Source organism: Pedobacter sp. G11 (assembly GCF_003860265.1).
GTDB lineage: Bacteria > Bacteroidota > Bacteroidia > Sphingobacteriales > Sphingobacteriaceae > Pedobacter > Pedobacter agri.
Map to the genome: position 1 here is coordinate 468,388 of NZ_CP034190.1, position 22,071 is coordinate 490,458.

General features: G+C 40.4%; 16 protein-coding genes, 1 tRNA gene and 1 pseudogene. 5 read left to right on the forward strand and 13 right to left on the reverse strand.

Annotated elements, in window-relative coordinates:
- The 7 genes from EA772_RS01985 to EA772_RS02015 form a co-directional block, all read right to left on the reverse strand.
- Positions 1-4,827, reverse strand: a 4,827-nt coding sequence (locus EA772_RS01985) for an S-layer family protein (RefSeq protein WP_124914958.1), incomplete at its 3' end; no start/stop codon positions are given.
- A 115-nt stretch (positions 4,828-4,942) separates the two neighbouring features.
- Entirely contained in the window at positions 4,943-5,563 is a 621-nt protein-coding gene (locus EA772_RS01990; protein ID WP_124911010.1) for a phage tail protein, read from the reverse strand.
- Positions 5,564-5,590: 27 nt separating this feature from the next.
- Positions 5,591-6,208, reverse strand: coding sequence for a phage tail protein (locus EA772_RS01995; RefSeq protein WP_124911011.1), 618 nt, complete (start codon positions 6,206-6,208; stop codon positions 5,591-5,593).
- Between the two features lie 27 nt (positions 6,209-6,235).
- Positions 6,236-6,844 carry a phage tail protein gene (locus EA772_RS02000; RefSeq protein WP_124911012.1) on the reverse strand — a complete coding sequence of 203 codons (609 nt, stop codon included), beginning with the start codon at positions 6,842-6,844 and terminating at the stop codon, positions 6,236-6,238.
- A 5-nt stretch (positions 6,845-6,849) separates the two neighbouring features.
- A complete protein-coding gene (locus EA772_RS02005) occupies positions 6,850-7,791 on the reverse strand; it encodes a formyltransferase family protein (protein WP_124911013.1) in 942 nt (313 codons plus the stop codon).
- Entirely contained in the window at positions 7,791-8,915 is a 1,125-nt protein-coding gene (locus EA772_RS02010) for an ABC transporter substrate-binding protein (protein ID WP_124911014.1), read from the reverse strand. Before EA772_RS02010 ends, EA772_RS02005 begins: the two co-directional genes overlap by 1 nt.
- 9 nt (positions 8,916-8,924) lie before the next feature.
- On the reverse strand, positions 8,925-9,641 hold the full coding sequence (locus EA772_RS02015; RefSeq protein WP_124911015.1) for a Fe2+-dependent dioxygenase: 717 nt from the start codon (positions 9,639-9,641) through the stop codon (positions 8,925-8,927).
- Between the two features lie 228 nt (positions 9,642-9,869).
- Between EA772_RS02015 and EA772_RS02020 the strand changes: the two genes are divergently transcribed.
- The 3 genes from EA772_RS02020 to EA772_RS02030 are packed head-to-tail and all read left to right on the forward strand — an operon-like array spanning position 9,870 to position 13,766.
- Positions 9,870-11,573 carry a carbamoyltransferase C-terminal domain-containing protein gene (locus EA772_RS02020; RefSeq protein WP_124911016.1) on the forward strand — a complete coding sequence of 568 codons (1,704 nt, stop codon included), beginning with the start codon at positions 9,870-9,872 and terminating at the stop codon, positions 11,571-11,573.
- Positions 11,557-12,750 carry an aspartyl/asparaginyl beta-hydroxylase domain-containing protein gene (locus EA772_RS02025; protein ID WP_124911017.1) on the forward strand — a complete coding sequence of 398 codons (1,194 nt, stop codon included), beginning with the start codon at positions 11,557-11,559 and terminating at the stop codon, positions 12,748-12,750. The genes EA772_RS02020 and EA772_RS02025 overlap by 17 nt, the downstream gene beginning before the upstream one ends.
- A gap of 2 nt (positions 12,751-12,752) precedes the next feature.
- Positions 12,753-13,766, forward strand: a complete 1,014-nt coding sequence (locus tag EA772_RS02030) for a phytanoyl-CoA dioxygenase family protein (RefSeq protein WP_124911018.1) — start codon at positions 12,753-12,755, stop codon at positions 13,764-13,766.
- Between the two features lie 1,032 nt (positions 13,767-14,798).
- Here EA772_RS02030 and EA772_RS02035 read toward each other — a convergent pair.
- The 4 genes from EA772_RS02035 to EA772_RS02050 all read right to left on the reverse strand — a co-directional run bounded on the left by EA772_RS02035 (position 14,799) and on the right by EA772_RS02050 (position 18,538).
- Positions 14,799-15,776 (reverse strand): class I SAM-dependent methyltransferase, encoded by a 978-nt coding sequence (locus EA772_RS02035; RefSeq protein WP_124911019.1) that lies wholly within the window; start codon positions 15,774-15,776, stop codon positions 14,799-14,801.
- Positions 15,777-16,304: 528 nt separating this feature from the next.
- Entirely contained in the window at positions 16,305-17,354 is a 1,050-nt protein-coding gene (locus tag EA772_RS02040) for a S41 family peptidase (protein ID WP_124911020.1), read from the reverse strand.
- Positions 17,355-17,372: 18 nt separating this feature from the next.
- A complete protein-coding gene (locus EA772_RS02045; protein ID WP_124911021.1) occupies positions 17,373-17,879 on the reverse strand; it encodes a hypothetical protein in 507 nt (168 codons plus the stop codon).
- Positions 17,880-17,935: 56 nt separating this feature from the next.
- Positions 17,936-18,538, reverse strand: coding sequence for an AraC family transcriptional regulator (locus EA772_RS02050; protein ID WP_124911022.1), 603 nt, complete (start codon positions 18,536-18,538; stop codon positions 17,936-17,938).
- A gap of 912 nt (positions 18,539-19,450) precedes the next feature.
- Here EA772_RS02050 and EA772_RS02055 point away from each other — a divergent pair.
- On the forward strand, positions 19,451-19,768 hold the full coding sequence (locus EA772_RS02055; protein ID WP_124911023.1) for a hypothetical protein: 318 nt from the start codon (positions 19,451-19,453) through the stop codon (positions 19,766-19,768).
- Positions 19,749-20,537, forward strand: a pseudogene (locus EA772_RS22435) (recombinase family protein); the annotation flags it as partial. The gene EA772_RS02055 and the pseudogene EA772_RS22435, both read left to right, overlap by 20 nt.
- Positions 20,538-21,265: 728 nt before the next feature.
- On the opposite strand, the gene EA772_RS02065 reads toward EA772_RS22435, so the two are convergent.
- Both EA772_RS02065 and EA772_RS02070 read right to left on the reverse strand, forming a co-directional pair.
- Positions 21,266-21,339 (reverse strand) — tRNA-Arg (locus EA772_RS02065).
- A gap of 97 nt (positions 21,340-21,436) precedes the next feature.
- Positions 21,437-21,901, reverse strand: coding sequence for a redoxin domain-containing protein (locus EA772_RS02070; RefSeq protein WP_124911024.1), 465 nt, complete (start codon positions 21,899-21,901; stop codon positions 21,437-21,439).
- Positions 21,902-22,071: the final 170 nt, after the last annotated feature.

Consider the following 22,071-nt stretch of genomic DNA (forward strand, 5'->3'; position numbering starts at 1 on the left):
CGCTGTTACCGTAATGGTTTTCGCTGCAATCGTTAAGTCAGCACCAACATAAGTCAATGCATAATTACCACTTAAAGAGAGTGTTCCCTTATTGATTGCATAAGTGCCTACGTTTTCGCCAGGTACCCTAGCCTGTGAACCTGTGAAAGTATCACCTGTAGCCAGTGCCGGAGCAAAGGTATAGGTCAACGCAGGATCGGTATCACCGTAGGTTTTACTTTTTGCTGCAGCCGTTACCGTGATGGTTTTCGCTGCAATCGTTAAATCAGCACCAACATAATTAACGGTATAATTGCTGCTCAAGGCCAATGTACCCTGGTTGATCGCATAAGTACCTACGTTTTCACCTGGTATTTTGGTCAGGCTTCCGCTGAAAGTATCTGTTCCAACTAAACCCGGAGCAAAGGTATAGGTCAACGCAGGTTCAGCATCTCCAAAGGTCTTGCTCTTTGCTGTAGCTGTTACCGTGATGGTTTTTGCACCAATCGTTAAGTCGGCACCAACATAAGTAAGGGTATAGTTGCTGCTCAAGGCCAATGAACCCTGGTTGATCGCATATGTACCTACGTTTTCACCTGGTATTCTGGTTAAACTTCCTGTGAAAGTATCTGTTCCAACTAAAGCCGGAGCAAAGGTATAGCTCAACGCAGGATCAGCATCTCCATAGGTCTTGCTCTGCGCTGCAGCCGTTACCGTGATAGTTTTTGCATTAACCACTAGTGTCAGCTGCACATCTGTTGCTGCATTATGAGAGGCATCTCCTGCCTGACTGGCCGTAATTGTTGACGAGCCAACAGCAATGATATGAATTTTACCATTTACAATAGTTGCAACGTTGGTATTGCTACTGGTATAGGTAATCGGAATGCCTGAGTTATTGCTCGTAGCTCCAGGATCAAAGTCTACATCACCATAAGTTTTTGGAGGCAAGGTATTGAATGTAATCGTTTGAGAAGTGCTCGGAGTTCCATCTACCAGTACACCGGCAGTACTGCCCACATTATTTAAGATTGTATTTGCATTATTACCTACCGCATCTCTGATCGTAGCACCATTGATATTTAATGCACCTAAAACAATGCCATCCAAATCTCTGTCTGTACTGGCAATTGTGTATCGAAATACAAGTGCAGAGGTGCCGCTACCTGAAATATAGTTTGCGCGTACAGTACCGCCAGTATTTAATGTTAGAGCAATAAAGGGTGTATTAAGTGTGGCATCTACCGTAACCGCTTCTGAAAAATTAACCGTGAAATCAAGATTTTGTGAAGCGGTATAAGTACCATTAGCCGGAACAGCTACCGAGGTAACGGAAGGTGCAATTTTATCTATGGTATATGTTTCTCCAATAAAGGGCAGATTAGTAATTGGGCCAGGCGAGATACCGGTAGAATTAGCAAGATTTAGCCTAATCGTTCCAGAACCTGTGCCCGTATTAATGGTAACCGTATAAGTAGTACCTGAACCAGATACGGAAGGCGAAATACCGTTTATGGTACCACTTGTGGTGATGGAAAAATTAGTTATGCTCAGACCTGTTACCGATTTATTAAAACTTATGGTATAGGTTACTGCAGCAGCATTAGTTGGATTTGATGCCGCACGAACAATTGAAGTTACTGTGGCCGGGTTGATAACGGTTACATTTTTGGTAGCCGTATTACTATTTGCCATACCATCATTTACGCTAAAACTTATTGTTCTTGTTGCGGTATTTGGTGAACCCGCCGTATTATTATAGATTACTGATCTTAAAGCAGCCTGCCATTGTGCAATCGTTGCCGCAGCACTATTTGACGTTAATGTTAGTACACCTGTACCGCCATTATAGCTACCGATAATATTGCCATATAGCGATGAAGAATTATTCATGAAGGTTAACATATCCTCTCCGGCAATGAAGTTTCCGATGATACCGACCGTAGCATAACTTAATGTGATATTATCAGCATCGGTAACCGTTAACCCGTTATCTATTGCTATAGCCGAACCTGTAAATGCAGTTGAACCACCGGTGGCGGTAACTATAGGGACTTGATTGGCTTGCACATAGGTAATGGAAAACGGACTGGCAGCCGTATTGCCATTGCCCGCAGCATCCTGCGCCACATTAGCTGCAATATTCATCGTCACTGCACCATTTGCGGTTGGTGTTGCATTAAAAGTATAGGTAGTTCCACTGCCCGAAAATCCACTGATAGTGGAATTTCCAGATGTAATATCTCCTGTCACAAATCCGGTTACGGATTCTGAAAAGGTAACTGTAAACGGAATTGGTGAAGTACTTGTCGATCCACCCGAGGGAGCAGCCGTACTGCTGATCGCCACTGTCGGTGCCACATTATCTACGGTAACATTAGCATCATCTGTAACAGTGGTTAGTCCAACTGAATTTGTGGCGCTTACAGCCACATTTCTACTGGTAGCAGCTATATTTCCGGCTACAATAGTGTAAGTAGCTGTCCAGGTTTCGTTACTGTTAGTTGCTGCAACTGCAACACCTCCACCAAACTGACTGAAGTCTATTGTGACTGCTGTAACACCCGGATTATTATCACCACTTGCTGTATTATTCCAGGTAGCTGTTACTACATCACCAATTTTGTATGCACCACCTGTACCGTTTGCGCCGCTGATGTTGATTCGTGCAGCTGTAACTGTTGGTGCGGCGACATAGGTAAACTGGTCGCTCGCACTGGTCACACTGGTGCCTCCTGTCGTAGTGATGCGGACATCAACAGTTCCTGTTCCTGCAGGTGCGGTCGCGGTGATTTGCGTTGCCGAGTTAACAGTAAAGCCTGTAGCCGCCGTAGCACCGAAGGTCACAGCGGTCGCCCCATTGAAGTTATTACCGGTAATGGTCACAGTAGTGCCTCCACTGGTCGGGCCACTGGTTGGACTCAAAGCAGTTACCGTTGGTCTTGTGACATACGTAAACTGGTCACTTGCGCTGGTCGCACTGGTGCCCCCTAAAGTAGTGACGCTGACATCAACTGTGCCTGTTCCTGCCGGTGCGGTCGCCGTGATTTGCGTTGCCGAGTTAACGGTAAAGCCTGTTGCCACCGTAACACCAAAAGTCACAGCGGTCGCCCCACTGAAGTTATTGCCGGTAATGATTACGCTTGTGCCTCCACTGGTCGGGCCGCTGGTTGGGCTCAAAGCAGTTACCGTTGGTCTTGCGACATACGTAAACTGGTCACTTGCACTGGTCGCACTGGTGCCCCCTAATGTAGTGACGCGGACATCAACTGTGCCTGTTCCTGCCGGTGCGGTCGCCGTGATCTGTGTTGCCGAGTTAACGGTGAACCCTATAGCCGCCGTAGCGCCAAAGGCCACCGCGGTCGCTCCGGTGAAGTTGGTGCCGGTAATGATTACGCTTGTGCCTCCACTGGTCGGGCCGCTGGTTGGGCTCAAAGCCGCTACCGCTGGTCTTGCGATATAGGTAAACTGGTCGCTGGCACTGGTCGCGCTGGTACCCCCAATTGTAGTGATGCGGACATCAATGGTGCCTGTTCCTGCCGGTGCGGTCGCCGTGATCTGTGTTGCCGAGTTAACGGTGAAGCCTGTAGCCGCCGTAGCGCCAAAGGTGACCGCGGTAGCCCCGATGAAGTTGGTACCGGTAATGGTCACGCTAGTGCCTCCACTGGTCGGCCCGCTGGTTGGGCTCAAGGCCGTTACCGCTGGTCTTGCGATATAGGTAAACTGGTCGCTGGCACTGGTCGCGCTGGTACCCCCGGTTGTAGTGATGCGGACATCAACGGTGCCTGTTCCTGCCGGTGCGGTCGCGGTGATCTGTGTTGCCGAGTTAACGGTGAAGCCTGTAGCCGCCGTAGCGCCAAAGCTCACCGCGGTAGTCCCGCTGAAGTTGGTGCCGGTAATGGTCACGTTAGTGCCTCCATTAGTCGGCCCGCTGGTTGGGTTCAAAGCCGTTACCGTTGGCACCGTCGTATTATCAAGATTGAATTGTGTTGTACTGTTAGCGCCGAAGCCCAGACTAAAGTTATATGCTGTGCCAGAAGTAGTTGGATTGACCCAGTTAGCCGTATTGGTAATATCCGCTAAAATTGTGGCTTTGGACCCGCTTGACGAACTGGGATTATATTTTTCATTGGGATAGCGTGAATTAGCTGTATTAGTAAAAAAGGCGGTAGAATAAGTCGTACCTAAGTCAGATGGTAATTCGCTATAAGCCTGAAGCTGATTAATAGGCTCAGTACTGGTGGAATTTATATGCCATCCGTTTGAAACATTCGTAGCATTTAGTCTGATATTATTAAATGCAAAAATAAATGATGGGTTAGTATCAGCCCCCTGATAGATTATTAATTGATCACCTGTTGCTGTAGGCCATGGGTTGGCAGAAAGCGTAGTATTTGTCCATGTGCCTGGAAGTATTGAAAAATCTGCAGCAGGAAGTACACTACCATCACCTTTTAGACCTGATGCACTCCTGATGGCTAAGTCAAGCTTGATAATGATCACCGTACCTGCAGATATAGTTACTGAAGGTTGCCATTGCAAAGTCCCCTCATTTGTCGTAACAATCGATGGTTGTGGTGTTGTTATTGCACCCACAAAATGTCCTGGGGTTGAGCCATAGGTGTTTACCCATCCACGATCAGTAATATAAATCACCTCATTCGCCGCAATATTATTAAGTGCCACTATCGCAAAACTACGTATCGTTGTTCCGGCATCAGGGTCACTATTCATCCCAATTACCGCAAGATCCCCCTTAGATAAAGCTGCCCTGGCATTTAATATACTGATTAAAAGCAATGGGATAATGAATAAAAAACGAAATACTTTTTTGTAAAATTTCTTCATATAAATAACCTTTCTAAATCTTCAATACGATACGTTGTGGTAGATAATAAAAAGTATAACCGGGATTGAAGAAGACCGGTTATACTTATAAAAAGGCTATCATAAGCCCCAGATTTTAATCTCTCGAAGGAAAAAGTCCTACCATACAGATCACGTAATTAAGTGCCATTGAAGGCTGCCTATTCTCATGGATAGCAGGTGTTGCTGAGCCGGAAGCTGCTATAGCCAGGCTAGTTAACTGTGGTCCGGTTACACTTTGTATACTCAGTGTGCCATTTGCCATAGGCGCTTGTTGTGCCGGCGGTTGCGCTACACCATATAACATTTCCCCCAATCCACTTGGTGCACCTAAAAGATTACCTGCAGGACTTGGCTCATCGAATTGATCTGCAGATGCCTTAATCGTTACAGTTGCTGAACCTGCAGCTGGTAAATATGTTAAATTGTGAGTGTGTGCCGACATTTCTGACATGCCAACAGCTACTGCTTCAGTACCTTCTGCATCGCCTAGACTGTACGCTGTTAATCCCTGGCCCTGACCTGCGCCTACGATAGTACGTCCCTGAAGATCAGGTAGCTTAAAAGTGCTTGTACCATCGCCACCGTAGTAAGTACCAATTACAGCATACAATGTGGTGTAAGTACGTATTGCTAAAGTTTGCCCGTTGCATATAGCCCAACTCATTGGTGCAAACGTCCCTGCGAACATTCTTATTTCTCCTATAGTTCCTTCCATTGTGATAAAAGTTAGTGTTAATTAATTTTAGTTTCTTGAGGGAAAAATCCCATCTACGCAAATAATATAATTTATTGCAAGTACAGGTTGTATATTATTGTGCGGCAGGCTATTCCCAGCTATACCAATAACTACCTGCGGTATCGGAGGCGACAGGTTGCTCACCTGTGCAGCATTGCTATTAAGGTCAACAAGATTTGGAGAATTAGTTGGATTAGCATAAACATTGTTAGTACCTGATGAGTCTTGTGCCAAATAATTGCCTACCGGGCCGAATTCAGTACCAGAAGATGCAACAGCATTTAATGAAATGTTTACTGAAGCTGCAGTTGTACTAAAATCAGGGGTTATTTGGTGTGTATGAACCGGCAGCTCTAATGAATTCAGCGCATGACTCTCCTCACCAGTAACCTGGCCCAGATTATAGTTACTAAGGCCAATACCCTGGCCTGCTCCTACCACAATCCGACTGGCAATGTTGGGTAATTGGAAAGTATTTACGCCATCACCACCATAGTTAGTACCGATTATTGCAAAAAGAGCCTGATATTGCGCCAACTGCATATTTTGTCCCTGGCAAAAAAGCCAAGTTCTTGGTGCGAAATTGCCTGCAAAAGCACGGATTTCGCCAATTGTTCCTTCCATATTTTTATCTTAATTTAGGTTGTGTAATTAATTCCGTGATGGGAAATATCCTTGAATACAAATGATATAATTGAGTGCAATGCTTGGCATGATGTTATTATGCGCTCCGCTAGTCCCGGCACTCTCTAGGGCAATACTTGGATTGGGTATGTTAACATTACTTATTTGAATGGATTTATCACTCAAAGCAGTTGTTGTACCACTTTTAGCGTAAACTGCCATCTGGTTTGAAGCATCCTTGCTGATAAAAGCATTTTGCCCGTTTTCTTGCGTACTTTCGCTAGGATTACCATAAAATGTAGCATTCCCTATGCCGTTGCCCGTGCCCGGCGTAATAGCTGCAATATGTGTATGCGCAGGTATTTGGTTTATGTTAAGCGGCACCTTTTCTACACCTATTTTTTCCCCTGGTGTATAAACAGACAAGTTTGCACCCGCTCCTACACCCACTACAGTTCTGCTACGCAAATCTGGCAATCCAAATGTAGTGCGCCCATCTCCACCGTATAAAGTTCCCAGGATGGCATATACCGCCTGGTTACTGTTTAAGTTTAATAGCTGACCCTGGCACAAAGCCCAGCCTTTCGGCGCAAAATCGCCGGCAAAAATCCGTACTTCTGCAATTGTTCCTTCCATATAATTTAATTTAGGTTTATAAATTTCTCCCCTGCTTTTATACCCATCTGAAAAAGCTTACTTCCTGAAAAATAGCCTTCGCGCATGTGTAAAATATTAATCTTTAAAAAACGATTTTCAAGACATGCTACAATCAATCCATAAAGTGCATCAGCGTAAACTATAGTGCCGGGTTCTGGCTTCGTCCCTTCCGGCAATTGAATTTCTGCTGGCGATCCTTCTAATATGCGTACTTCTGTGTTTTTAATCCAGGCAGTTGCACCATCATATTTTGAATTGGCTGCATTAATCAAACATTCTATTTCATCGGCAGATTGCTCCCGCCAATTGATTGCTAATTCTTTATTGCCAGGTTTTTTCTCCCAAGCCGTATTCGCTAAATTATTTTCATTCACAACAGGTAAGTACTGCGTGTTATTCAGCAGCTTATCTATCGCTTCTACAGCCAAAAACCCCAATCGCTGGCAAAGCAGCCCATAATTCTCACCTTTTATAATAGGTAGTTGCTTTGTCCATACAATGGGTCCGGCATCTGTATTTTCGGTCATTTGATGTACCGTCAGGCTTGCATAGGGCTCATTGTTTCTGAGTTGCCAGAATATAGGATCGGCACCACGGTATTTAGGTAATTCACCAAAATGAAAATTCAGGTAACCACTGCGTACACTTTGTAGCAGGTGATCAGGAATCATCCAAGGAAAACCAAATACCCATACGGCATCTGCATCCAATCTTGTCAACCAGTGTTTTAGTTCATGCTCCCATGACCCCTGATTCAATTGCAATATCTGATTTCCAGATAAACCCATGGCTTGCAAAGGTTTCAGCAGCGCTTTGCTACTTCGATCCAGAATAGCCACACCACCTAAAAGTGCTCGTGAGTCCAATGCTTGGACTGTTGGAAATGCAAGCGAATCTGAATTGCAGATAACTGCTATTTTCTTCATTATATGCCAAGGTAAGGGTTCATCCAAAATGAAGAAGCTTGGCTGCTAATACGTTGCACATCTTCATGATGAATATCAATGGTTTCCAGTTCACTGATCAGCTCCCTGGATATATCACTTTTAATCCCGGTAAAGGTATTTTTAACCAGGTAAACTCTGCTTTGCGAGGCATTTGATTCCGGTGTAATTTCAACACAGCCACGCGCTGTTTCGATGGCTGCTTCGGCAATGGCTTTTTGTAGAGATTTTCCACCCTGATCTTTAACCGCCTGGGCGATCAGTAAACCCGTTTCAAACCCAAACTGGGAAAAAGGATTTGCCATGGCATTACTCACCTCATCCAACTGCTCTGGTTTAAGTTCACGATTTATTGATAATGTAGTGTAAACTTCAATTGGCTCAGGTGTGGTAAATGCTTCCAACAGAAACGGCAAACCAAGTAATGGAATAGTTTTATGTAAGCCTTGCTCCACATATTGCGTTAAAAACATCGTAGCTTCTTTTCCGCAAAAAGTAGCCAGAATAAAATCCGGTTTGTAATGTTGTATATGTTCAAATACGGCGGCAATATCGCCAGTTTCTTTAGGATTGGGTGTTGGCGCAATCACAAATGGCATGGTTACTTCACCCGCTGCCGATTCCATACCAGCGCTCAACATACTTTGAAATGAATAGCCACAGTCGTACAAACCAGAAACATACATGCCTTTTTTCCCAAATTGCTTAACCCCCCATTGGCCAACAGACCACAATTGTTGCCAGGTATGAATGGAGTTGAGAAACATGTAATCATTAAACTTTCCAGGTTCCGGCAAATGCTCACCTATGTTATTAATAATGAACGGCCGTTTTACATTTGCTATTTTTTCTGAAAGATCAGTACCAACTTTATTAGAAACGATGCCTGTAATCACATCTGCATCGTCAAAGCTGACCAGCTTGGTGATAGCGGCTTCAGCAAGATCACGCGATCCCTGGCCAATAAATTCTGGCACAATTTCCAATTCAACCTCCTGGCTTAATTCCTTTAAGCCATTTTTTAGCCCTGTACTAAATTGTTTAGCCATTGGCAGAATACTTGAGTTGGAAAGCAAAACGCCCACCGTTAATTTTTTAGTTTCCATTAATTCTAATTAATTTGCCCACATCCGCAACAGGTTACTATAATGTTGCTGCAATAAAAGATATTCTTCCTCCATCAGTTCTTTATTAAAGAGGTTTTCAGTGATCTGGAAAATGTCAAATAACATTTTTCGGTGTACAGCTTCTTTGACCAGCGACTGGACCCAAGTTACCGCAACGTTCCGTTCGCCACGGGTAACTTCCCTCACCCGATGAACCTGAGTACATGGATAACAGATGGCATCCCCCTTATTCAGTTTATACAATACGTTTCCATTTGCAGTTTGTAATTCCAGTTCGCCTCCATCATACTCTTCAGGATCATTCAGGCAAATCGTAATGGCAACATCCGTACGGATCATATTACCCATCACCGGACGATCTACATGCCAGCCATAATGCATACCATGTTTATAATTACTGATGATAAAGGGATGAACACTTTGGGGCAAGACAGCATTTCTGAATAAAGCGTTGCGATTAAGCGCTTCTAAAATACGTTGTTGAATGACAGCATGCTCTTGTGTCTGATTATTGAGCTGCAAATTGCTTTTTACTTCTTTTGCAGCACTGTATGCAGTTAATTTGCCATCATCAAATGCACCTGATTTAAAAAGGAAATTAATATGATTGACTTCTTCTTCGCTGAGGAGTTTTTTTATATACAGATAGGTACCGTTTAAAATACACTGATTTTTTTCACTTGCGGTTACAAACTGAGCATTCATTGAAGAGGGCGATTTAGATTAAGTGTAAATTTAATAATAACTTTTAAAATTTGATATAATAACCGCTAAAATATTTGACATTAATCAATAACTTTTCCCAATGGGCAGTCTACTTTAACAGACATAGACCTATAATCCTAAACAGACATACACCCATAATCCTAAATCATTCTAAAATTCTTTATATGTTTATACTGGCATTAGTCGCATTCAAATTATAAAGTACCAATGGACACCTATATTTTAGGAACAGGTTTATCACACGACGGATCAACAGTTTTATTAAAGAACGGTAAGATCTTAGTCGCTATTGAAAAGGAGAGGCTTACCCGTGTAAAACATGATGGAGGTAACGATTTTAATACTGTTCAATATTGTTTGGATTTTGCAGGAATCAAAGCCAGCGATTTGGCATTAATTGTGCAAGCGTCAAACTTCGAAAACAACATCTCACCAGGCCAATATGCCGGACGTCGATATTTCGACGGATATATTCAAACGCCCGTAATTACCCTGTCACACCATCTGGCACATGCCTGGAGTGCAGTGGGTATGTCTCCGTTCGAAGAATGTAATGTAATGATAGTTGATGGTGCAGGTAGCCCTTATGCGCAGTGTTTAGATCTCGAAGGTACGACAACACCGTCGTATCCATTTAGTAATGGCATGTATTGTGAAAAAGATAGTTTTTATCACTTCAACGGAAAAACGTTGATTCCACTATTTAAAGATTTCTCCGAAGTTAAGCTGTTTCAAGAGTGTCACTCCTTAAAATTGCCAACTAATTATCATTCCATCGGAGGACTTTATCACGCAGCCAGTCAGTATTGCTTTGGCAACATGAATGATGTTGGGAAACTGATGGGTTTGGCTCCCTTTGGCATTTTGAATGGAAAACCACCCCTATTTAAATTAGAGAGTGGCATCATCGAAGTACTTTACAAAAATGTTGATGCGTATTTCAATAAACCCTCATCAGGTTATGATACTTTTAAAAATGACTTTAAACACTATGCCGACATGGCACGTTGGGTACAGGATGAAACTGAAAAGGCTATTATTTATCTCTTTAAAGAGCGGTCTAAACTATATCCGCATGCCAACTTTGCTTATGCCGGTGGAGTAGCCTTAAATGCTGTAGCCAACTTCAAATTGCGGCGTTCGGGCATTGTAAAAAATTTATACACCCAACCCGCAGCGGGAGATAACGGAATCGCCATTGGCTGTGCTTATTATGGTTGGCATGAAATTTTGGGCCAGCAGAAAGCAAGCATTCCCGACCATGTTTTTTTCGGCCGTAGTTACTCCAATGATGATGTGGAAAAGGCTCTATCAGATGCTGGCATTATTGGAAATACCGCATTTTCAATCAACCAAACGACAAAATTTGTAGCGCTTACGGCTGAAGAACTTGGCCGTGGCAAAGTGGTAGGATGGTTTCAGGGAGGCGCCGAATTTGGACCAAGAGCATTAGGGCATCGGAGCATATTGGCAGATCCGCGTATTAAAGACATCAAAAACCACATTAATAGCGCAATTAAATTCAGGGAAGATTTCAGGCCATTTGCCCCATCTGTAAGAATTGATGATGTGCAAAAATACTTTATCCATGGATGGGAAAGCCCCTATATGATATTGATAGATGAGATAAAGCCCGAATGGAAAAATCAGCTTGATGGAATCGTTCACCGGGATGGTACCTGCCGGGTACAAACCGTAACCAGCGCCTTTAATCCTGATTTCTATCAGCTCATCAGCGATTTTGAAGCCATAACAGGTATTGGCGTTTTATTAAACACATCTCTCAATCGTAAAGGGATGCCTATAGTAGAAACACCTGCTGAAGCATTATCGCTTTTTTTATCAGGTGCAATAGATGTATTGGTATTAAATAATTTCATAATTTGCAAACATCATGATTTGCTTCTCTAAATTAAACCTCAACATTAACGTTCAGCTGCTCCAGCATGAGTTGAAAGATTTATTAACCGGTAATCAATGGATGCCACATTACAGCACTACCGATTATACAGGTAACTGGCACGTTTTGCCTTTGCGCACTCCCGGCGGAAACAGCGACAATCCTTTCGCTGATCTATTAAGCCATAAGCATTTTGAAAATACAGCTTTACTGATCAATCTTCCTGAAACGAGCAGATTTTTGGAAAAATTTAAATGTGAAAAACTTTCCGTCCGCTTACTCAATCTTCATGCAGGCTCAGTGATTAAAGCACACAGAGATATTGAGCTGGCCTTTGAACAGGGCGAGGCACGCCTGCATATTCCCATATTTACCAATCCGGAAGTTGAATTTTTTGTAGCTGAAGACCGTGTAGTGATGAATGAAGGCGACTGTTGGTACATTAATGCCAATATAAAACATCGTGTAACAAATAATGGCCCAACCGATAGAATACATCTGGTTATCGATTGTAAAGTAAATAAATGGCTTACCAAGCAAATTGCTACTGGCATGAAAAAAACAGTTTTTCTAAAAAAAGATGCAGAAACTACGCACCAGGTAATTAAAAGCTTGAGAATGGCAAATACAACAAATTCAGATCACCTGGCCGATCAGATGGAAAAAGAACTGCAAATTAATCAATTGACGGCCAAACTGCTCGATTTTATTTCCGAAATTGGTTTACAATACCAACTGGAATCTATAACCGAAGAAACATTTTTGCCAGGCCTTAAACTTAGCGGTGGCATATTGATTGTAGATCCGGAAAAACTATTATATCCAGGCGATATTTTACATGAGGCCGGGCACCTGGCCTGCATGCCTCCTGAAATACGCATGGGGATGAGCGATTCGCTACCGATCAATGACCTTAACAATGGCGGCGAAATGATGGCCATTGCCTGGTCATATGCCGCATCTGTTCATTTAGGTATCGATCCTCATATCGTTTTCCATGATGACGGATATAAAGGTGGGGGCAAAAATCTTGTGGAGAACTTTACACAGGGTCATTTTTTCGGGGTTCCTTTATTACAATGGAACGGGATGACCTATCCTTCAGGTCAGGAAGATCAGCTGGCTTTTCCGCAAATGATCAACTGGACCTGTAAAAAAAACATGCATATCAACTACACAAAGGAATAGCGATGATATCAGATTTTTCTTTATCACCATCAACAGACACTAGCGCTTTTGGCCTGATGCATGTGAAGCGTTTCTGGAGCAAAGTTATGCTTAAAAGGACGAACCAGATAGATGTGGACTTTTGGAAAAAAGAATGGGAGCTGGACAAAACCTTATTGAGTGTGCTAGGACTAGGCCTTGAACAAACGCTTACTTATGTTTTTCAATATGCTCCGGCATTTGAAGAATTTGAACAATGGATCGTGCAAACCTCAGGCATTCCTACAAGCGAACAGATCAATAGATTTAATAGCTTATTTAGCGAGACACCAAGGATTAGCCAACCCATCCCATCAGTAATCAGTGTGGAAGAACTTGCATTTTGGACAGAAAATGGCTATCTGATTCTTAAAAATGCGATTCCTAAAGAAGATTGCCAGGCCACTATTAATGTAATTTGTGATTTTCTAAAAATAAATCTTCAGGATGCTAACACCTGGTATGGATCCAATACCTCAAGGCAGGGAATTATGGTCCAATTATTTCAGCATCCTTTATTACAAAAAAACAGGCAATCAGCACGTATTAGGATGGCTTATGAACAGCTATGGCAGCGTACCGATATATGGGTAACAACAGATCGCGTGGGTTTTAATCCTCCGGAAACAGAAAAATGGAAATTTCCTGGTCCGGATTTACATTGGGATTGCAGCCTGGACTTGCCTATTCCATTTAACCTGCAGGGCTTATTATACCTTGCTGATACGGCGCCAAATCAAGGTGCTTTTACATTAGTTCCCGGATTTCATCATCGTATTTCTACATGGCTTCCCTCCCTTCCTGCGGGCGCCAATCCAAGAACAGAGGACCTGCATGCGCTGGGCAGCTTACCAATCGCTGCCGAGGCCGGAGATTTTATTATCTGGCATCAGGCTTTACCCCATGGTAGTAGTCCAAATACTTCGACAAAACCGCGATTTGTGCAATATATCAACTATCAACCTGCTGATTTTACGGTTCAGAAGAGGTGGATGTAGGTCATGATATCATGTTGCTAAATTTAATCAATAGTATAAAATTTAATTATTACATCTTCACTTCATTTAATATATCAGTATGCTAACCTAAAAAGGATAAAGCTATATTCGAGATAACCTGTTCATGAACAACGATATTATTTCATTTATAATATGCAAATTTGAAAACAGGCCGTTAATGCGCTCATTAATCTTAACATAACCGCCGTCCTAGTTGGGTATGGATGAAATTCAATTACATGCCTGGTAAAAGTAAAAACATAATTATATCGAAAAATGGCAATTTTCAATTCTGCATTTAAAATTACAATGGGTAACGAAGGTGCCTTATCGCGAGTATAACACAGTGTATGGACAGTTGATATCTCGTGTAGCTTTATTGATTTGCAGCTTGGTATGGGTAACTGTGACAAACAGGACCAAAGGAAACAGTATCGGTATTAAAGGAATAAGTACTGTCGTAACTGCTGATAATATCATAATAGATAACGAGAAATAAATATCGCCGCTTTTATCATAAAAAGAGCCTTCAGGAAGCTTTTTTGTAAATAATCTATCTGATGATAATGGCATCAATGGTAAATTGTTTTCAAAAAATGGCTTGTACCCGCATTGCTGTTAATATTCTGAATAAAGTATACAGTATCAAAAACAGGATGTGCCTTAACTTAACTGAGCCAGACGCTTTTATGGCTTATCAGCATAAGTAGCTCTGCTTATCTAGTTTTAAAAATCAAGGAAAACGCTTTTCCAATTGATTCTGCTACAATAATAATCTATCATCTGATACTTAGTTAGGACAACGACAGGTTATATTTTCCGTTTCTCAGATCAATCCTGCGATTACCCAATCCTGTATAGTAACTAACAAACTACCTCCGGCAAACAATATATTACCATACCAAAGCCCGGCTGAGATATCAGAGATTACAAGTCCATCACTAGGAAGTGATCGCAATCAACTTGGCATTAAGTATATTGTAATTGTTGATACACCTTAAGAAGGTGTATCAACTGGTCATAATCCCAATTTTAAATCATATATGTAAAGCCCGGATCATCTGATAGTATATATTCAAATGCAATCTTGATACTATCACTTTGATTTTCTAATTTACACACGGCAAATGGCGTTGTTAAACTGCAGTTATACGTTGTTAGTACCTCTCTACCAAACACTTTGATTTCTGTAAATAAATCTAGCCGGTTATGAGTTTTAGAAGCAGGCACCTCTATAACCACTGGCTGTGGTAGCTTAAATTCACGACTCGCACAATAAACCAACCCAACTCTTATGCGTTTCGGCTGATAATCAAGCACGGTAAAATGCTTGTATTCTTCTTCCCAACGGGTTAATACCGCTTCGACAGCTATTTTTTCCGGAATAAAAATAGCTTCCGGACGCATTTTCGGAATTAAATTATTCATAATTGCCACCTGAGGTTCTTTCCGTAAAGCATTTAGCATCGTTTCTGAAATCACCATATCAATACGCACACCATCAGGAAATTTATAAGTTGTTGCATCGGCGCAAACAAAATCAACCACATAATCTAAAAGGTCTAATTTTTCATAAAGAACTTTTGCTGCTTCCAACGAATCAGGATTGATATCTAATAAAATGAAATTGACTTGCGCTGCGGTAAATTGAGATGTTAAGGGTGTAAGCAATGTGCCGTAAGGACCACAACCAGCATATAATATATTGATGATATGCCCGGGAATTGTATCTAATAAATGATTAATCGCATGATAGATGCCTCTAACAAATCTACGTGTGCGCTCCAATTCTTTAAGACAATGTGCAGCTTTAATGGTTGAAACTGCTTTACCGCTTGGCAGATAAATATCCTGATCTGTAATGTTACCCGCATTTATACCCGTTACGCCGGCAAAAAGCGAGTGAAGCCGTTCAATTGCGTTTTTAATCTCTAAATAGTCATCTTCAAAAAGTAAGACATTAGTTGCAGCAGACATACTCTCATTGCATTGTTGAGTCGTTAATTCCATTTGTTTTCTTTACATAATACTAAAAAGTTAATGCTAAACTAAAGAATATATCTATGTACGTGACCGATCTACCTATTTTTGTAGATTTTTTTATTAGTCAACGTCAAAAGTGACTAGTGAATTTAATAGTCGCAAACTAATAGCGAACAGGTTGATGGAAATGTGCACTTTATAAAATTCATACCATTTACAGGTAAAACTGTAACAATGTGATATGGAATAAGATTTATTCCAGCAAATTATTTACTGGATTCAGAGTGGAGATTTCGGCTCCGTTGACCAATTGATTCCGTGTAGGATTGACCAGTTTAAGAAAAACCCGATTTATTCTTAACCTATTCTCTACTAGTCTATTGGGATGGTCGGTTTTGACCGAAAAATACTGATCTGCAATTTCGAAACGATGTGGTCAAAGCTACTGAAATCTCCATCATTGTTAAAAAAAATTATTTCAAGAGAAAGCAGTCACAATCTATCTTAAAGCAGCGCCACTCTTTGCCAACTATTGCAATTTAACGGGATTTAGCATTATTTTTGTTGCTCAAGTTCAACCACTTTTCCAAACATCGGGTCATGCTTTTGCAGAAAATCTTTCCCATAAATGTCTTCTTGAGTTGTCGTTCGCAGATATAAATGGTCAATAGAATACTGAACTGGGTATTCGACGTGATTCTGAAAGATATCATCCACATTTTTAATGTCTGTCAGATCGATCTGAGGCTCTACCCTAAAAATAAATTTGCTGTAAGGCAACATGATCATGAGTGTGCTTGCCTGAAGTCCACCAAGTAAATCGGGCGTTTCTCCAATACTGACCAGTTGCTTACTGTTCTTTGCCAGACTGGAAAGGTTGCTCGCCGAGGAATAAATAAATTTATCCTGAAGCACATATATCTTCCCCTCAAAAGGCAAGGTTACACTGTCTGGTACAACAAAATTAAAATCCTGCCTGATGTAATACATAGCCTGCGATTTCAATATCGGTATACCCGGATCGAAAGTTTGAGTAGCGTTATTCAAAACAGAATCTTTGTTGATATGATAATGGGTCTGGATATAAGGGCTGAAATTTCTGGCCACAACTACCTTTTTCTTTAAAGTATCCTGAACCAGCTTACTTAGGAATTTCCCATAAGTATTATCACTTCCCCCACCATTCCCCCTGATATCTATCACTACACTTTTCACCTGGTGGTCGCGAAAAACATCCACCAAGCGGCGTTTAACGGTGTCGCCAAGTTCTTCCCTCATGGCAGGAATTTTGGCATAGAAGATACCTGCTTTCTCAAAATAATGGGTTATCACAGTATCTGTCTGGCTAAAATAGCCATATTCATTACTTTTCTTGGTTAGGTAAGTAACTGTATCCTGTTTAGCGATATTTAACAGGTACCTGTTTTTGTTTTTATCGGAAAAAACAAGTTTAAGCGTGCCATTTTTATAGAGTTCTGCCGGCCAGTAAAAATTTTCATCATACACCCTATTTCTCACCCTGTCCCAACGTAAGGGTGAAACAAATGCGGTAAGTGTATGCACAAAACGATGAATACTTTTGCCATTACAACTCAGGAGTTTCATTCCGGCAGGATAGTGATGTCACTTATAACTAAAAGGAAGCAAATTATAATATTCTCCTGATGTATAGATTAGATTTAGTTCTGGCTTGGCATAAAAAGCATCCTTTAAATATTTGACATAGCGGTACATGTTAGCGGTGCTGGCACTGTCAAAGGACACCAGTTTAGCGGGTATCCAGTACCTTTTTACAATATCCAGCAAAGTGGTGTTTAGCTGACTGATATGGCCATCCTGTGCAACATTTAGTGTTTTTTTAATAATTTGCAGATATTCACCCATGGTAGTTTTGGGCGTGATCTTTTTTTTCAGTCCGTTGGCGTATCGGCCAAAGTCAATACCCCGTACCTCTTTGTTGTAATAGATCACGGGGCTTGTCTGTTTGATATAGGACACAAGCGAATCATACTCGCTTAACATCTCTGCATAAGATAATTTTGGAAAGTTCTCCTTAAGCTTATCCTGAGCTTTAGCAATACTGCATTCAGCCACGAGAAAAGAGAAAACAACTAGAAAAAGGTATTTCATCTGTAATTTTTTCACAAAGAAACCCATGAGAAAGAGCTAAAAATTGTAAAAATCGTTCAGCAATGATTGTTGTTTCCATAAATCCAGGCAAGATTGTTCTGTTCTATGGAAATTTTATTTAAAAGCTGTTTGGGGGAATAACCAGAAAATACCTTAAAATCTTTTATAAAGTGCGCCTGATCGTAATACAGGTTTGCATGAGCAGCACTCGTTAAGGTTTGTCGCTTTTGAAGAATTTCATTCAGTATATTCCTGAAGCGATTGGTCTTAATGTAAGATTTAGGATTCAACCCAACATGATTTTTGAACAGGCGAAATAATGTGGGTGGACTAATGCCAAGTTTCTTAGCCAGCGTTTCAACGCTGAGGTCTTCACCACCTGTTGTGATGAGCGCTAAAGCTTCTTTGAGCTTTTCAGGCTCACTGACCTTTAGGTTTTCCAACAGGATATGTTCCAATTTCTCTACCCTTGTAGAAAAATCTTCCTCGTCAAAAATTTCTTCCAGTAAATAATGACTGTTGCGCCCGAAGATATCAAACACATGATCTGATTCCAACAGATCATGATAAGATTCACCTGTAAAAGCGGTCAGGGCCGCAGGTTCAAATAAGATACAAATCTGATCCAGGGCTGAATGGACATCAACATGAAAAGGCATCTTATGAAAGCCGAATAGCCTACTCTTGAAACCACCTGTGCCTTAGTAACCAGGCAATGATTTAATTTGGAATGGCTGGTATAATCGATTTTATTTTCCTTATAAATGGCAAGGCAAAGGTTGTTATTCGGAAAGGTGGAATAACGCACAAGCCCGGCAGATGACTTCCTGAAGAACAAAAAATATTGGACATATTTTTTTAACAATTCATTCCTGGGTTTTATAATGATCGAATCCATTAATTTAACTGGTAATTATTTAAGGGTAACAAAACCACTCAAAAATAAAAGGATCATTTTACTTTTCATCACAATATGTTTGAATGTAATAAAAATCCCTGATGAGGCATTACATGAATATGTTCTTTGGCCAACCTCAATAAATAATATTTATATCATAAGGGCCTCTCCGCCCGTCGTTCTCTGCTTCTATTATGGGGTCTAAAGGTTGCCAATACCTAGGTCATACCAATATAAAAATCTATACCTGCTCCTGCAATTCCTTTGCTACACGCACCAACCGATCATTCATCATCTTCGCAAGATTCTTCTCCGGCTTAAAATCGGTCTCCAGTATTGCCAATACAGTTATAGTCATGCCGCAAAAATAAATTCCTTTTTCAAATCCCCAAAGCTGTCAAGCTAGATAACTGAAAATTAGCTATAATATTTTTATTATCAAGGGAAGTACTAGAAAGAAGTTTCAGGTAATAATGATTTTCAAATGAAAGATTTGAAGATCTTTTCAGGAATCAGAAATCGTTCGCATTTGACAAATATTGCGTAATCCTTAACAGGATACCCAGTTGATCATAGATTTTCTTCTGATTATTAACCTTAAATGGACCTACGGTTGATAGAGAATCAGCCGGCAAATCATGAAATAATAGCTAGGATACCAAAAGTCTTATGTATGGAAAATAAAGAAGAAATTAGCAACATCCCACAGAAAAGAAAGCATTTTCTACCACAATCATCAGCGAAAGATTTTGATAAAAGTCACACAAAGGGATACCGAAAATTACAACCAAAACCATCAATAATAAATTCAAAAAATAGTATCTCCAAACCATACCCAAAGAACACCATACAAGCCAAAGAAAATGTGGAAAGAAGTTATGATAATATTGAAAAAATATCTCGAGAAAAAGAAACTAAATTACTAAATTTAATAGTAAAAGTTATCATTAAGTCGACATTGGAACAGTTGTATGGAAAAGAAAGCTATTAGATATTTAAGATTCAGCGACAAAAAACAGAGTGAAAATTCGATCGAGCGTCAGCGGGTAGTTACGGATCATTATATCCAATTGAACAAAATAAACCTCATAGACACTTTCATCGATCGAGGGAGAAGCGCTAAAACATTTGACCGACCTGATTTTATTAAGTTGCAGGAATTTATCAGCCTATATCACAAGAATGTTGATTACCTTTTGGTTGATCAGATGGACAGATTCAGCAGGGATGCCGGTGAAGCCATGGGAATGGTTAAAACTTTACAATCAAAATATGGCATACAGATTATAAGTGTTTCTGAGGGCATCGAATTTGACTATGATAAGCCCGGGAGTTTTTTCAGAGCAGGTCTACAACTTTTATTAGCGGAGGAGGATAACATCAATCGCAGCATCAAAATACGTTCAGGCATATATTCCAAAAAGACGAAGGAGGGAAAATTCGTTTTTCGAATTACACCATTTGGATACGACAAAATTGGTGAGCCGCGTAATCGCAGATTAATCATCAATGAGCCACAAGCAAAAATTGTTCGATTTATTTACGATGCTTATTTAAAAAACGTTCCGCTATACCTGATTAAACAAAAGGCTGAAGAAATAGGATTTGATAGAAAGGGGAACATGGCGGTTGAAAGGGTTTTAAATAATCCTGTATATGCAGGACTAGTATACGCCAAGGCATATAAGGAACACCCTGGAGGGCTATTTCCCGCTATCCATGAGCCCATCATTGATATGATTTCCTGGAAAATGGTGCAAAGCAAATTTAAAAGCATATCTAAACCGCGTACAATAGTTGATGATTCCCTACCCTTGCGTGGTATTTTAAAATGCCACTGTGGTAATTTGTTGACCGGAGCACCTTCTCGTGGCAAATCAGGACAATATTTTTATTATTACAAATGCAGGTTTTCGAAACACAATAATATTAGTGCCAAGAAAGCCCATATGCAATTTGACGCAGCACTTGAGTTAATGAGCCTACCTGCAAGATCAATTCAAATAATAAAAGACAGTTCAAAAAAAGAAATTGAGAAAGAGCTCGAACATAATCGTAAAGTAATAGCAGAAAAAAAATTAGAACTAACAAAAGAACGGGATCTGTTATATGCAGTTGAAGAAAAATGGATTAAAAGTGAAATCGATCAGGAGACCTACAAAAGATGGCACGACAAATATAAAACCACTATAGACAATTTAGAGATTACAATAGAAAGGCTAAATACCAATCATAGCGAAGCATATGAAATACTCAATAAGGAGTTAGAATTATTGACAGACTTAAAATCAATCTATCACAAGTTTGATACGTTAGAAAAACGGGAGTTTATAGATCTGGTGTTCGACTCGAATCTCTATTACGAAAACGGCATGTATCGAACACCCACGATGATGAATATCTTATCATCTAAACATCTTAAAATGAGAGAATTAGGCGTATTGATTGTGCATAAAAAAAGGGAAGATTTTTCAATCCTCCCTTCAAGTGCACTTGTAGGGATTCGAACCCCAAACCTTCTCATCCGTAGTGAGATGCTCTATCCAATTGAGCTACAAATGCATTTCCGTTCGTTAACGGACTGCAAAGGTAAGGTTTGAGATTTAAATTCAAAATAATTTTGAAAAAAAATATTCAAAAAAATCTTACTGCATGTTGTTTATGCTTTTAAGGCATCATCAATTGCTTTAAAATCAGGCAAATCCTTTGCATCCTCCAAAACTTCTGCATAAGCAATCTTCCCTTCTTCATCAATCACAAACGCTGCTCTTTTAGAAACTCCTTTCAAACCAAATACAAATTCAGGATATAAAGCATTATAAGCTTCAGACACATTCTTGTTAAAATCAGATAATAACGGGAACTGATAGTTTTGAACTTCCTTAAATTTCGCTAATGAAAATGGAGAATCGACAGAGACTCCTAAAACCTGTGCATTTATCCCCTCGTAAAAGCTAAAATTATCACGCATGGCACATAACTGTTCGGTACATACACCGGTAAAAGCCATTGGAAAGAAATGAATAATTACTTTTTTACCTTTAAATGCGGCTAAAGAAACTTCAGTTAAATCCGAGCTGTATAATTTAAAATCAGGGGCTTGATCGCCAATTTGTAGTGACATATATTATATTGTTAAATTGTTGTAATTGTTAAATTGTTTGACTGGTTAATTGTTTAATCATAACACAAAGTTTTTAAAAAAAACTAGCTTGTTTACCAATTTCTGTTATCCATTTCCAGTGCAAATTACCATCCAGTCTGGATACTTGATACTAAATACCTTCTACCTTC

Excerpts from the sequence above, each read along its gene's own strand:
- EA772_RS02040 (WP_124911020.1), bottom strand. The coding sequence starts at position 17,354 with ATGAAACTCCTGAGTTGTAATGGCAAAAGTATTCATCGTTTTGTGCAT.
- EA772_RS01995 (WP_124911011.1), bottom strand. The coding sequence starts at position 6,208 with ATGGAAGGAACAATTGGCGAAATCCGTGCTTTTGCAGGCAATTTCGCA.
- EA772_RS02030 (WP_124911018.1), top strand. The coding sequence starts at position 12,753 with ATGATATCAGATTTTTCTTTATCACCATCAACAGACACTAGCGCTTTT.
- EA772_RS02000 (WP_124911012.1), bottom strand. The coding sequence starts at position 6,844 with ATGGAAGGAACAATTGCAGAAGTACGGATTTTTGCCGGCGATTTTGCG.
- EA772_RS02015 (WP_124911015.1), bottom strand. The coding sequence starts at position 9,641 with ATGAATGCTCAGTTTGTAACCGCAAGTGAAAAAAATCAGTGTATTTTA.
- EA772_RS02050 (WP_124911022.1), bottom strand. The coding sequence starts at position 18,538 with ATGCCTTTTCATGTTGATGTCCATTCAGCCCTGGATCAGATTTGTATC.
- EA772_RS01990 (WP_124911010.1), bottom strand. The coding sequence starts at position 5,563 with ATGGAAGGAACTATAGGAGAAATAAGAATGTTCGCAGGGACGTTTGCA.
- EA772_RS02055 (WP_124911023.1), top strand. The coding sequence starts at position 19,451 with ATGGAAAATAAAGAAGAAATTAGCAACATCCCACAGAAAAGAAAGCAT.
- EA772_RS02020 (WP_124911016.1), top strand. The coding sequence starts at position 9,870 with ATGGACACCTATATTTTAGGAACAGGTTTATCACACGACGGATCAACA.
- EA772_RS02025 (WP_124911017.1), top strand. The coding sequence starts at position 11,557 with ATGATTTGCTTCTCTAAATTAAACCTCAACATTAACGTTCAGCTGCTC.
- EA772_RS02035 (WP_124911019.1), bottom strand. The coding sequence starts at position 15,776 with ATGGAATTAACGACTCAACAATGCAATGAGAGTATGTCTGCTGCAACT.
- EA772_RS02045 (WP_124911021.1), bottom strand. The coding sequence starts at position 17,879 with ATGAAATACCTTTTTCTAGTTGTTTTCTCTTTTCTCGTGGCTGAATGC.
- EA772_RS02070 (WP_124911024.1), bottom strand. The coding sequence starts at position 21,901 with ATGTCACTACAAATTGGCGATCAAGCCCCTGATTTTAAATTATACAGC.
- EA772_RS02010 (WP_124911014.1), bottom strand. The coding sequence starts at position 8,915 with ATGGAAACTAAAAAATTAACGGTGGGCGTTTTGCTTTCCAACTCAAGT.
- EA772_RS02005 (WP_124911013.1), bottom strand. The coding sequence starts at position 7,791 with ATGAAGAAAATAGCAGTTATCTGCAATTCAGATTCGCTTGCATTTCCA.